General features: G+C 34.1%; 12 protein-coding genes and 1 pseudogene. 2 read left to right on the plus strand and 11 right to left on the minus strand.

All coding sequences use genetic code 11. The features are described 5' to 3' along the window. Window positions 1-6: 6 nt before the first annotated feature. The 5 genes from H9I37_RS08630 to H9I37_RS08650 are packed head-to-tail and all read right to left on the minus strand — an operon-like array spanning window position 7 to window position 4,967. Entirely contained in the window at window positions 7-1,518 is a 1,512-nt protein-coding gene (locus H9I37_RS08630; protein ID WP_187382155.1) for an Ig-like domain-containing domain, read from the minus strand. Next, complete coding sequence (locus H9I37_RS08635) at window positions 1,491-2,204, minus strand: Ig-like domain-containing domain (protein ID WP_187382157.1); 714 nt, start codon at window positions 2,202-2,204, stop codon at window positions 1,491-1,493. Before H9I37_RS08635 ends, H9I37_RS08630 begins: the two co-directional genes overlap by 28 nt. Further along, window positions 2,173-2,913, minus strand: a complete 741-nt coding sequence (locus H9I37_RS08640) for an Ig-like domain-containing domain (RefSeq protein ID WP_187382159.1) — start codon at window positions 2,911-2,913, stop codon at window positions 2,173-2,175. The genes H9I37_RS08635 and H9I37_RS08640 overlap by 32 nt, the downstream gene beginning before the upstream one ends. Further along, on the minus strand, window positions 2,910-3,569 hold the full coding sequence (locus H9I37_RS08645; protein ID WP_187382161.1) for a tetratricopeptide repeat protein: 660 nt from the start codon (window positions 3,567-3,569) through the stop codon (window positions 2,910-2,912). The genes H9I37_RS08640 and H9I37_RS08645 overlap by 4 nt, the downstream gene beginning before the upstream one ends. Window positions 3,570-3,590: 21 nt before the next feature. Next, window positions 3,591-4,967 (minus strand): tetratricopeptide repeat protein, encoded by a 1,377-nt coding sequence (locus H9I37_RS08650; protein WP_187382163.1) that lies wholly within the window; start codon window positions 4,965-4,967, stop codon window positions 3,591-3,593. 144 nt (window positions 4,968-5,111) lie between these two features. Here H9I37_RS08650 and H9I37_RS08655 point away from each other — a divergent pair, with 144 nt between their 5' ends. Together H9I37_RS08655 and H9I37_RS08660 are read left to right on the plus strand one after the other, a co-directional pair. Continuing rightward, the gene (locus tag H9I37_RS08655) at window positions 5,112-5,780 is read left to right on the plus strand and encodes a hypothetical protein (protein ID WP_187382165.1); all 669 of its coding nucleotides are present in this window, start codon (window positions 5,112-5,114) and stop codon (window positions 5,778-5,780) included. Then, on the plus strand, window positions 5,725-6,831 hold the full coding sequence (locus tag H9I37_RS08660; RefSeq protein WP_187382167.1) for a hypothetical protein: 1,107 nt from the start codon (window positions 5,725-5,727) through the stop codon (window positions 6,829-6,831). Before H9I37_RS08655 ends, H9I37_RS08660 begins: the two co-directional genes overlap by 56 nt. A gap of 292 nt (window positions 6,832-7,123) precedes the next feature. On the opposite strand, the gene H9I37_RS08665 is transcribed toward H9I37_RS08660, so the two are convergent. The 6 genes and pseudogenes from H9I37_RS08665 to scpB form a co-directional block, all read right to left on the minus strand. Next, on the minus strand, window positions 7,124-7,903 hold the full coding sequence (locus tag H9I37_RS08665) for a hypothetical protein (protein ID WP_187382169.1): 780 nt from the start codon (window positions 7,901-7,903) through the stop codon (window positions 7,124-7,126). Window positions 7,904-7,938: 35 nt separating this feature from the next. Then, the gene (locus H9I37_RS08670) at window positions 7,939-8,613 is read right to left on the minus strand and encodes a tetratricopeptide repeat protein (protein WP_187382171.1); all 675 of its coding nucleotides are present in this window, start codon (window positions 8,611-8,613) and stop codon (window positions 7,939-7,941) included. A gap of 38 nt (window positions 8,614-8,651) precedes the next feature. Further along, window positions 8,652-9,563 (minus strand): sigma-54-dependent transcriptional regulator, encoded by a 912-nt coding sequence (locus tag H9I37_RS08675; protein ID WP_187382173.1) that lies wholly within the window; start codon window positions 9,561-9,563, stop codon window positions 8,652-8,654. Between the two features lie 18 nt (window positions 9,564-9,581). Beyond that, window positions 9,582-11,942, minus strand: a pseudogene (gene rpsA / locus H9I37_RS08680) (30S ribosomal protein S1). Window positions 11,943-11,995: 53 nt separating this feature from the next. Continuing rightward, on the minus strand, window positions 11,996-12,730 hold the full coding sequence (locus tag H9I37_RS08685; RefSeq protein ID WP_187382175.1) for a pseudouridine synthase: 735 nt from the start codon (window positions 12,728-12,730) through the stop codon (window positions 11,996-11,998). Then, entirely contained in the window at window positions 12,720-13,259 is a 540-nt protein-coding gene (scpB, locus tag H9I37_RS08690; protein ID WP_187382177.1) for an SMC-Scp complex subunit ScpB, read from the minus strand. The genes H9I37_RS08685 and scpB overlap by 11 nt, the downstream gene beginning before the upstream one ends. Window positions 13,260-13,266 lie beyond the last annotated feature (7 nt).

Consider the following 13,266-nt stretch of genomic DNA (forward strand, 5'->3'; position numbering starts at 1 on the left):
AAACTCCTATTTATTTAATATAAAATCATATTTTCTATCTAATTGATTTTTCAATGTATCCTGTATTTCAGTTTCTAATATAAAGTGGACTAACCCAGAATTACTTGAATTAGTAACCTCAAACACAACATAAAAAATATCAACTTTACCTGCCGTGCCACTAAAATCAACATTAAATAAATTTATTACATTTGAAGGAAGCGTATCCATTTTTTCAATTGTTTTTATTACAATTTGACAACAATTATTTGTAGTCGATACAGAAAGACCATCTCTTAAAGAATAAACATCAATTCCATTTGATTGATTTGAAGTATAAAAAAGAAGATATGCTTCTGATTTTCTAGCATTCCCTACGGTGTAATCATTTGAGAAAGAAATATTTGAATAATTTTTTTCTTCACTTAAATAAGCATAATCTATAGTTTCATATAATGTAGAATTTTTCCAATCAGAAGTTTGAATAATACCTTCAAGAAATTTTGGAGGCATATTCAATTCATTATCTGTTGTAAACGTGTATACCTGAACATACTGATATCGTTGACCATAAATATCTGGCATTCCATTTAAGAATGTTAAATCATATTTTGCATTCCATTGTGCATTTGTAATATTAAAAATAACATACTTTCCATTTATTTCATCTTTTAGAATTTTGTAATCTACAATCGGAGTAAAATAAAAATAAGCAGATACTGCAGATAAATCCATTTTATGTTCAAAGTCAATTCTTATAGAACAATTTGCTGGAATGTTATGCTCATTTGCGTTTGGATTAAGTTCTGTAATAAGCAAATCATCAGTATCATAAATAGAAACTTTATAGTCAGGAAGAATATCTTTTCTATTATAAAAAAACATATATTTTTTTTCTTCCAACATTGTATTTCTTGCTAGATCTGATAATTCTGTATTAATTGTAATTACATAATCAGTATTTAACGTCAATGGCTTTTGAGGAATTATTTTTACCTGCGAATTGTTATCATTAAATTCAAGAAAAAATTCTATACTTGGTGAAATATCTAATGCATTTATAAATGATTCTTGTAAAATTGGTTCTGAAAAAGTGATATCAATATAATTTAACTCTGTATCTATATATTGCTGATTAGTTGGAACAATTGAAATTACATGAGGTCGTTCATGTTCATCTCTAGTTGAAAATGAAAAATGATAATCTTGCATAAGACTATTTCCATTTCTATCTTCACAAGCAGTTGATATAATCAAATCATAATCATAATTTTTTTGAATTCCATTAGAAGGAAAAAAAACTATTTGACTGTCCAAGCATTGAAAATAACCTATTACAGTTGCACTATCTTCCAGCAAAGTTATAGATTTTTGAACAGAATCTTCATCTACATCTGTTGTAAAAGTTATTGTTATTTTGGCATCATCATAAATAACATCGCTAACATTTAATTTTTGAAAAAGAGCATCTGAACACGAAACTAAAAAAATGACAAATGAAAATAATATACTTATGAAGATATTTTTATATGGATACATATACTATCCTCCATATAGCGTCCATTTCCAGTTGATATACCAGATTTTCCACCATTAAATTTTAAATCGTAATAACTTTTGTTTTCACTTGTACTTTTAGTTATATTTCCCCAATTTAATGTTAAAACAGTATTAGAAGAATCCCATTTTGATGAAAGCAATATAGGAGATGCTGATGTCATTGGAAACTGCAAATTTAATGATATATTATTCACAACAGCATATCTTGAGTTTATATCAATTGGATTTGAAAATGTAATTACAGCAGCCAAGATTTCATTTGCATTTACAGTTGTAGTTGAGGCTTCTAATTCATCAGGAATAGATGAATAATCAATACCACCAATATTTAAAGACACAATCTCTAAATATGAATCTCCTGAATAAAATTCTTTTTTTATTTCTTGGTATAATGAATTTCCTATTGAATCTTTTACAGAAGATGAAATTGTGATCAAATACTTTGTTTCAATTTCATAATTAGATAATGGGACAAAAAGAAATCTTTTTCTATCTGATGTAGCTTGATAAAAATATCCATTAATATTTGGTGAAATTGAAATCCCAGATTTTAATGTAGAAAAATCCATCGATTTTGAAAATATAAATCCAATACACTCTCTTTTTGAAATATTTCTATCTATGTCTGTATTCTCAAACCCATATCGTGGGATCAGATGTATCACTTACAGGACAAATTTTTAATAAATCAGGATTTTCGATATCATTTTGTATTTTAAAGAAGCCATTTGTTATCCCTGACAATCCCCAATTATCAATTGATATTAAATTACTAATTTCCCATTTATAAATTGTATTAATTTTCCAGCCTGAAACAGGAGTTATTGTTATAGTTTTCTGATCAGAGCTAATTGAATATGATATTTTTTCTGAAGGGGAAATTTTAAAGGCTTTGTTAAAATTTACATACGATACTTCATGATTAAATGAAAAAGAGATACTATCAGACACCAATAATGCAGTATCATCAACAGGTTTGCTTATTAATGTAAAAGAATCATTATTATTCCCATAAACAAAAGAACATTTATAATCAACAGAAAACAGAGAACCATTATATTTAAGTACAGAACCATTTACGACTAAAATATAACATCTTCCGTTTACCCAACCAATTTCGGGCTTTGCGTATAATGTATTCGAACCCCATTTAAATACTAGTTCCAATGGCTGATTATTATTTTGTATTTTTATACATTGTTCTGCAGAATAATGATCTACCTCACAATTAAAGGCTACTTCCACATATTCCTGACTATAAGATTCTGAATCACTGGAAGGCAAACAAGATATTTCATCATTTCCAAAATCAACAATATTACAAGAGCTTATTAATAAAGTAAGTAAGAAAATAAAAATTATCTTATTTCTCATAATGAATCATTTCCATTTCTTATATATCTTTTTAATTCCTTAATCGTTTGAGAATCTTCCATGACAACTTCCGCTTTATCTAATTCATCCAAAGCCCGTTCTCTCATTCCCAACATAAGCCATATGTCTGCTAATTCTAAATAAATTTTTGAATTTTCACTTAATAAACTTTCAGCTTTTCTATACATTGACAACCGTTCATCAATCCTACCTAATTTCGCACATAAACTTCCATATTGATAGAAGACTCTGCAATCACCTGAATTAAATGACAATTCTTTTATTAAAGCAGTTTCAGCTTCGTCATATCTTTCTTGAGCAATAAGAACTCGAATATACCATATGCGAGCATCTGTATATTCAGGATATTTTCTGATTGACTTATGTAGTACCAAATTTGCATCTTCCAACATATCCTGAAAATAGAAAATTTTTGCTTTTAATAAATCTGCTTGATAAAAAGAAGAATCATTTTTTTTTGCGGCATTCACAAATTCTAAAGCAGTTTCAAAGTCCTGCTTAGAATAAGCTTCCACTGCTCTTAAATAATTAAATTCAGCATCTTCTTTTTTTGTACATGAAAAAAACAAAAAAGAAACAAGAACAATAAGAAATACTTTATAAACTCTTTTTATTACTATAACTCTCTTAAACATTTTTTACTTCTATTGTTTTATTCAACTAAGAATATAATTAATTCTTTCTTTCAATCGCCCACTTGCAGTCAAACTTTTTTCATACAAAGCCTGACTAAGTGTTTTATTATCTATATTTTGTTTTATAACTTGAGTACCCTGAATTACGTAATCACAATCCGGTAAATTCAGAAGTGAATAAATATATTCCAAGGCTCTTTTATCACTATCATTAATATAAATTAAAATTAATCTTTGAACTTCCTGAGGTAATAATATTTTAGATGCATCAGAATCATTTAAGCCACATAATTTTCCTAATATAACTCGTGAAGAATCATAGTAATCTGAATTACCGAGCATAATAATTTTTTCGAGTATCACTTTCCAATTTGATAAATCGCCAGCCTGAACCTTTGGGAGCATAGTCCACAAATTCCAATAATAACAAGGGAAGTTCTTAAAATATTTTTCCAATGCCATATATTCATTAAATTCTTTATTGGACCAAGCTCTATTCTTTGCAGTTTTCTTTAACTTTATATATTCAAAAGGAAAGAAATCGATTTTAGGTTCTTCTACATCTGTGCCCAAATACAACGACAACATGTAATCAACTGCATTTATTGATTCCTCATCTTTAGATTCAGATACTAATTTATTACGTAATTCATTTAAATTTTGTACAAAACGTTTATCATCTGCATTCCCAAAACATGATTGATATTCATAATCCAAAAAAGCACTAAAAATTGATTCAACGAACAAATTGTTTTTTTCATATACTCCGGAAGCAAACAATCCAAGTCCAGAAAAGAACTCACCTTTTTCAAAATATAATTCAAGTAATTCCTGAGCTTTTTTATAGTTTTTTGATTCCCCTAATAAATACATATAAGATCGGATCTCTTCACCTGTAATTAGATTAGGATATTTCTTATATGTTTCATCAAAATACTTTAAAGCTTCTTCATTTCTTTCTAGAGTTGTTAATATTCTACCAGCTAAATATCCATATATAATTCCATATTTAGGTACAGCACATGCTTTTTCAACATATGAATACGCAGTCTCTACTTCATTATTCATTAAATAAAGAGTTGCATAACATCCATATAAGGCTGCTTCATTTTCTTTTGAAACTTGTTTTGGTGACTTTTTTGCAATTGACTCAGCTCTTACTAAATAAGGCCAAGACTGATTATAACTTCCCACTAATATATAATAACGTGCTAAATCTAATTTAGATTCAAAAAAATCAGGATTTTCTAAATCATATAAATAAACATCCTGATACATGCTTTCAAGATTTTTGTGAGATTGCTTAATCTGTTTATAAGACTTCATATTTTCCGAAGAACAACCTAAAAAGAGAAATGTAAATAAAAATAAAACAGAGAAACACTTTTTAATAATCATTACTTTATTTGTAATGATGTTAGTTTATAAAACAAAAGATGTCAACAATCAAAAAATCTTTCTGTCTTTTTTAATAATTCGTAAGCGATTTTGTCCAAGAAAATCGTAAGGGATTTTGTCATATACAATGGAGGCATGAATTACATGGACAAAAACAAACTGAAAGTGATGTGGCAGGTTGTAGATGGATATCAATCTGTACACTGGGCCGCTGCAAAACTTAAGAAGTCTGAAAGGATAATAAAAAGGTATGCTGCGAGGTTGAAATCAAATCCAGATGATGATTTGATTCATAAAAACAGAGGAAAGGAACCCGTGAACAAAACCGATCATGAAAAAATCTGGCAGCTCTACATGAAAAAGTATTACGGGATGAATATTACTTTCTTCTGCGAAAAACTTCTGAAAAATGGAAATACAAAAGTCAGTGAAGGACTTGTAAGGTTGATTTTCAAGGAACATGATGAGTTCTCTGTTCAGGTATGGCACAGGACAAAGAATGAGCTGAGAAAGAGACTTCGTGAAATGAAAAGGCTCACAAAGCAGCAGAAAGAAGTTCTCGTGCAGCTCGAAGCGGAACCTTACATCAAGACAACTCACCCGACTCAGCCAAGATCGAAATATTTCGGAGAAGAGCTTCAGATGGATGCAAGCATACATCTTTGGTTCGGAAAAAGAAAATGTGCCCTTCATACTGCCTTAGATGATGCTACCGGAATGATTGTAGGCGCTTATTTTGACTGGCAGGAGACACGAAATGGGTATTATCAGATTACACGCCAATTCGGATTTTACCCTTGTTTCGGGACGTGAGGTCCTTGTTTACTTCACAACCGGAAACAATGTAGCTGCTCCAACGCTGAATTTTGCCGGAACAGGCACGATTCCGCTTGCAGCTATGGAAGGAAAATCTGTACATCCGTTTGCGGCCGGAACCTGGCTTCATCTAAAATATGTGGATGTAACTATTTCGGATACCCGGCATCAGAAGTGGCTGATTATGGGCTCAAACTACGCACAACAGGATCACAACGTTCCTCGTTGGATTAACGGTGTTTTAGGTAAAGATATCACAAGCTACTACAATGACGGCACTTTATGGAAGCGTCTGAATGGCACAGACGGCTTTGCCCTTTTTGAAGATATTTATGCCGGTGATTATTTTAAAATGAGTCGAGCAATTACCTCTCCTAAGCAGAGTTCACAATATGCGGTTACCGGGTCGCAATGGGTTACGAATGCCGGAATAAACTCCTTGAAATGTTGTGGTTATGAGATCAGTATAGATTATAACCATCTTGTCATGATACCGGGCAAAGGCGAAGAGGGCTCTTTTCACTTTGGAAGAAACAGAATGTATTCTGCAAACACAATAACCGGCGGCTATAAGGCAAGCGAGATGAACACTGATATAATCGGCGCTGTAGTATCTTTTGGAAGCATTGCAGCCGGGGCAACTGTCAATCAGCAGCTCTACGCTGAATTTGGCTCTCACTTAAAAACAACAAGAGAATTGATTTCAAATACAGTTACAGCATCTTTATATAACCGTCTTGGCAGCGCGACAGGAGCCTCCAGCAACTGGAACTGGGAATATATGCAGGCGGTTTTTATGAGTGAGGTTGAAGTTTTCGGCGCGACAATATGGAGATCTTCCGGTTATGATACAGGAACAGCGTGCATGAGGCTCCCCCTCTTTATGTACTCGAGAAAGGCAATCAATAATCAAAGTTCGTATTATTGGCTAAAAGACGTTGCATCTGTCGCAAATTTCTGCATTGTTAATTTGTATGGTGGAGCGTTATACAGCTACGCCAACAGCGCAGACAATTATGTTCGACCTCGCTTCGTGCCCGGAGCATAGAAAGCAAATTTTACAAAAAAGTGGTATATAAAAGTGGTACAAAATTTCATGTACCACTTTTTATTTTATTGTATTAAAATATACTGAAACACACTTGCAATAACTAACAATTTGTTGTAACATAAGGAAATAACAGGTTATAACATACTTGTGTGAATTGTACTGAACTATACTCTTAGGGGCCTTCTAAGCAGCAGGTCGACAGTTCGATTCTGCCAAGCATCAATTTAAATCTTCGCTTAAAGCGGAGATTTTTTATTTAACAAAAAAACTGTAAATCAAAATAAGTTTTTTAGTTATCGGCGGAATTTGAATCTATCAAAATAGTCCCCAAAAACAACGGAGTGCTATAGATTTCTTTAAAAAGAGTATCTACGCCTACCCCGACGGCAAACATCGCAACGTACCATCTGGAGTCGGAAGATGAACCCGACATATTTACATCGAGATTTCCATCAGCTTCGTTGTCATTTGCCGGCACAACATCATTTTCTCCATTGCGGCCAAAATTAAATGTTCTATTGGACTGATAACGAACCGGGACTACTCTTACGAGCGAATTATAAGGATTGTTTCCATCTATCAATATTTTTGAGGCAAAATCAGAACCTGACGAATAATCTGTCAACCTGATTACAACTGTCCTGTTTCTATTTTCAGAGGGAATTAAAACTGATGAGTTTTCAAAATTTTTTATAAGTGCTTTCAGTTTTTGATATTTATACGTATGAATTAATTTATCTGAGGCATTAGAAGTTGCTGTCAGAGAATTGATATTCGATACTTCACTTTTCATCACACTCGAACTTTTATATATTTTGTAATATACATCAGTCCCGCTGAAAGTAAATCCGCTTACATTTTTTTCATTTGTTTGAAAAGAAAAGTATCGCTCTGCATAACCAAGACTCGTACCGGAAGAGTTTTCATCTTCGCTCGGTTTGTTTGAACCGCTATATGGAGGGTCAATGACATAAAAAGTGTCAAGTCCGCACGAGATGTTAAACAAAATAAAACACACAACAAATGAGTAATTTATAAATTGTTTAACAGTTTTGCCTCTCTTATTCATAAAGTTTATAAGCTTTAGCAGTTCTGACAGTCAGACTACTCGACCTTTCCTTGAACTTTAAGCGCAATAATTCTTGACTTTGCAAGTTTTGCCCATGAATCATCAGGATTGCTGTCATTAATTTCTGTGAAAACTGAAACTGCTTCTGCATATTTTCCCTGAGCTTCAAGAACGCGTCCGTAACTGAACTTTGCATGATTTTTTATAACAAACGACTTATTATCAGCTGCAATTTTATAATTTTCCGCAGCAGCATCAATGTTGTTCAATTGTTCATAACAAACTCCAATATTAAAATAAGCGATTGGAGCAATGTATGATTTTTTTGCCTTTTTTGCAGCGGCTTTCCAAAAATCAGCCGATTCCTGATACTTTTTCTGTTGGAAAGCAATTTCTGCGCAAATCATGTTTGCACGAGCACCTGCAATTCCATTTTTTTTTGTAAAAGGAGCAAGCTGTTCAATAGCGGTATTGCTTCTTGCTTCGAGCTCAGACTCTTCCAGAGAACCGCTTTTATCTGTGAGTGTAAAAGTAATTTCATCAATCCTGCTCAGATTTTTATTTTTTAAACTATTGTAAATTGCATAAGTGGTAATGTATCCTGCCAATGCACATGCAACAACAATTAAACAAACGATAAATTTTACTTTATTTTTTTCAATCAAGTTGCCAATTTTCTGGCTTGTTGCCAATTCTTCTCTTTCTGCCATTTTTATATCCTCAAACTCAATTTTTCGTTATTTTATAGTTAATTCTTACGAATTTCTAATTCATTGATCAATTTAATCACATAAGTACGTTGAATTTCAAGCACGCGCGCTGCCCTTGTCTGATTCCAGTTATTTTCTTCAAGAATCTTTGTGACATATTCTTTTTTAAACATATCGACAGCTGTCTTAAGAGATTTGTCGTTTCCAAAGTCTGCTATATTTTCAACAACTCTGTTCACGACAGAATCTTCATTTATGAAGCCTAAATCAGCCTCATCAATCACAGGAGGTTTCCCAACTATAAATGCCCTTTGAATTGAATTAATCAATTCGTCAACATTTCCCTTCCAAAAGTGTTCGAGCATTGAAGTTTTTGCAGCCTCAGAAAAACGGACAAATTTCAAACCCGATTTCTTGCTAAAACTTGTCAGATAACTTTCTGCAATCGGTATAATGTCTTCTTTATGAAGTCTCAGAGGCAAAACGTTGATAACGACAGTATTCAACCTAGATAAAAGCTCAGGCAAAAACTTTCCATTCGCAACTTTTTCCTCTAAGGAACATTCGGTGGAACAGATAATTTTCAAGTCAAGCTCTTTGGCAGCTGTTTTTTTTATCATTTCAATAAACGATTTTTGCAGCTCCAGAATCATATCTTCGACATGACAAACAAAAAGAGTAATTCGCTGGTCAAAAGCAATCAATCGGCTTACATCATCAAATACAACTTGAATCTGCTCTTTGTCAAAGGATTTACAATTGATTTCAAAAAAATGATCAATCTTCGCCGAATTTGAATAATGAATATGACGAGCGACAAGACGTTTCCCAGAACCTCTCTCTCCGACAATCAAAACAGATGCATTGTTCGCAGAAAGAGTCTGGACCAAAGTCTTAATTTCCTTGATAAAACTGCTAGAGCCAACCAAAGGAGTAATGTTTTTGTTCATTCCACCAAAACAATCAATTTAGTTATTTTTTTGTGATTTAATCATATCACCAAGTGTATATGCTCCGTCATCATTATCGCTGGCAGTCATATACTGTGAGATTTCATCACGTTGCTGCTTTCTCTTGTATTCACGCACAGAAAATGCAACTTGTTCTTTGTCAACTTTTACGTCTACAACAAACACATTGATTTTGTCACCAACTTTATACTTTGCAACAGCTTCTTCAAATGGAACATCTTTATCATCGCTGAGGTTAGCTTTGTTTACAAGGCCTTCAATTCCGTTCGGAGCTTTCACAAAAATACCGAAATCTGTGATCGAAGTGATTTCACCTTCAAGTGTAGAACCCGGTTTGTATTCTTCTGCGAATGCTTTCCAAGGATTGTCAGTGAGCTGTTTGATACCAACTTTAATTCTGTGAGCTTCAGGGTCACATTCGATGACAACAACATCAATTTCAGAATCAACTGTGAGTTCGCTTCCCGGATGTTTAATTTTCTTTGTCCAAGAAATATCGTCAGCGTGAAGGAAAGCATCGATTCCGTCCTGAAGAGCGACAAAAGCACCTATGTTAGTGATTTTTACAATTTTACCTTTTAATTTTGTTCCTACAGGATATTTTTCAATTATAGTATCCCAAGGATTTTCTGTAGCCTGTTTGAAACCAAGAGAAACGCGACCGGCCTGAATGTCATATCCAAGTATCATCGCTACAACTTCGTCTCCAACATTTACCATGTCGCTAGGCTTGTTGATTTTCTTTGTCCATGAAAATTCAGAGATGTGAACAAGACCTTCGATTCCTTCTTCAAGTTCAACGAAAGCACCGAACTCAGTGAGCTTTGTAACTTTACCTTTCACGATGTCGTTGACATGGTACTTTTCTTCAAAATGAATCCAAGGATCTTCTGAAAAATGTTTGAGAGAAAGATTTATTCTCTTTTCTGCCGGATCAAGGCGGATAACTTTGAGCTCAATTTCCTGACCTTTTTTTACAAAGTCTTTAGGACGAGCAACATGACCCCAGCTCATATCATTGATATGAAGAAGTCCGTCAAATCCACCCAAATCTATAAACGCACCGAAACTTGTAAAACTTTTTACAGTACCTTTTACTGTGTCACCAATCTGCACCGAATTGAAGAATGCGTCGCGTTTTGCATCGATTTCTTCTTCGAGATACTTGCGGCGGTTTACTACAGGATTAAGTTTTTTGTCTGAATAAAGACGTTCAATATAAAATTTTGATTTTAAACCGAGTAATGATTCAGGTTTTTCGATTTTTTCCGAATCTGCTTGGCTGATCGGCAAAAACGCAGTGCGGTCGATTCCAAGATCAACTTCGTATCCGCTTTTAACTACTTTAGAAATCGTTCCATCAACAGGAGTCTTATCCTTAAATGCTGCTTGGATTTCTTTCAAATAGCGTTTTGAATCAGCTTTTTTCTTTGACAATACAGGACCGTTAGCGTTGTATCCTGATAACAAAGCCTGAACCTTATCCCCTTCCTTCGGCATTTCGCCTGCGAACTCCTCAACGGGAATCAAACCCTCTGACTTATCTCCAATATCAACATAAACGTAGTCATAAGTAACCTGAATTACTGTTCCTTCTACCAACTGACCAGCTTGTGGTGCATTAAATTCTTTCAGAGACTCCTCTAATTGTGTCTGAAAGTCTCCCTTGGAGTTCTGGGATTCTTTCTTTTCCACTTCCATTTCTTCCATTGTAAAACCTTTAAATTACGAAATTTGTTTTAATATTATCTCACAAACATTGTCTATCGTCAAGTTAGATGTGTCTATATAGGTTGCATCTGGGGCAATCTTCAAAGCCCCCTCCTTTTTGTTTTTATCCATTTCGTCACGCTCTATGATCGATTTTTTGATTTGGTCAAGAGTTAAATCACTGACTCCTTGGTCAAATCTCCTTTTTGCTCGAACTTCCGCTGAAGCATCAAGATAAAATTTGTATTGTGCATCTGGAAAAACGACTGTAGTCATATCGCGCCCTTCACATACAACGCTCAAAGATTTTGTTATCTCACGCATCAAATCGTTCACATAGTGGCGGATTGGGACAATAGCGCTGAGCTGAGATGTATTCAAAGTTACACGATCATCATGAAGATGAGAAGTTACATCTTTTCCATTTAAAATAAAATGGCTTTCTTTTGTATATTCAATCTTTTGTTTTTTGCAAAATTCAATAGTTTTTTCTTCATCTTTGATATCTATCCCTGAATCTAAAGCGGCAAGCGTGAGCGTACGATAAAATCCGCCGCTGTTCAAAAAGGTGATGTTTAATTTTTCGGCAATCATCGAAGCGATTGTACTTTTTCCGGTTCCAGCAGGACCATCGATAGCAATAATCATATTTTCTTCCTCGTTGTAAGTTTTTTTTAAGGGCGACTAAAAAAATCAGCCACTTAAGATAATTCATTCAATAAATTTTCAACTTCCTTTGTTGTCAAATCACGGCTGTCACCGGGCTTCAAATCGTCGAGTTTTATGCAGCCGATGCGAACACGTACAAGCGATTTTGTGCCGATATTCTGACTTTCTAAAACTGTGCGGATTTCTCGGTTTTTGCCTTCTATAAGCACTATTTTTATTTTGCGCGGCTTTAAGATTTTACATGATTTACATTTGTAAAAGACATTATCTATGCGGATTCCTTTTTCAAACATCTGAGGAAAAGTGTTTGGAACTTCCTGACTCGTCTCTACTATATATTCTTTTTCGAGCTGACTCGACGGATGTGAAAGTTTTGCAGCAAAGTCACCATCGTTTGTAAATATAATCATACCTTTGCTGTACATATCAAGGCGACCGACATTATACAAACGTTCAGAATATTTTTCTTTAAGTAAATCTGCGGCAACTGCCCTTCCTTTTTCATCAGATGAAGAACAAACAAATCCTGCAGGTTTATTCAATAAGACATATCGTTTTTTTGATTCGAGTTTTATTTTTTTTCCATCTACAGTGATTTCGTCTTCGTCTGTGACTTTTGTGCCGAGCTCTGTGATGACTTTTCCATTTACGGCAACGCGTCCGTCTAAAATAATCTGTTCAGAAGCGCGCCGACTGGCAACACCACAATGCGCAATATACGCTTGAAGCCTGATTTTTTCTTTTTCTGCATTCCGGTTAGCGGGCAAGTTCAAAACGCTCCTGTTCGTCTTCGTCAAGTTTAGGCAATTCTGCGATTGAATTCAAGCGGAATAATTTAAGGAATTCTTTTGAAGTTCCGAACAAAGTCGGTCGACCAGGCGCTTCTTTCTTTCCAACTTCTTTTATGAGATTTCTTTCAATAAGCAATCGAATCATATTGTCAACTCCAACTCCGCGAATCTGCTCAATTTCTGCACGTGTAATCGGTTGAGAGTATGCGATTATAGCGAGAGTTTCCATCGCAGATTTTGAAAGACGACCTTCACGTTTGGAGCCGTAATATTCTTTTAACACGTCCCAGTATTCTTTTTTTGGTGTAAGACACCAGCCGCCTGTAATCATTGTGAGTTCTACACCTGAATCTTGAGCTGAATATCTTTCTTCAAGTTTTTCAAGGCATTTGGTTACGACTTCTTCTGAAAGTTGAGCTTTGTTTGAGATGACTTTTACGCTCAGAGGTTCGCTCTCCAAAAATAAAATGCATTCGATTAGCGCCGATTCTTTATTAAATTCCATAACATTC

This window comes from Treponema sp. Marseille-Q3903, assembly GCF_014334335.1.
Taxonomy (GTDB): domain Bacteria; phylum Spirochaetota; class Spirochaetia; order Treponematales; family Treponemataceae; genus Treponema_D.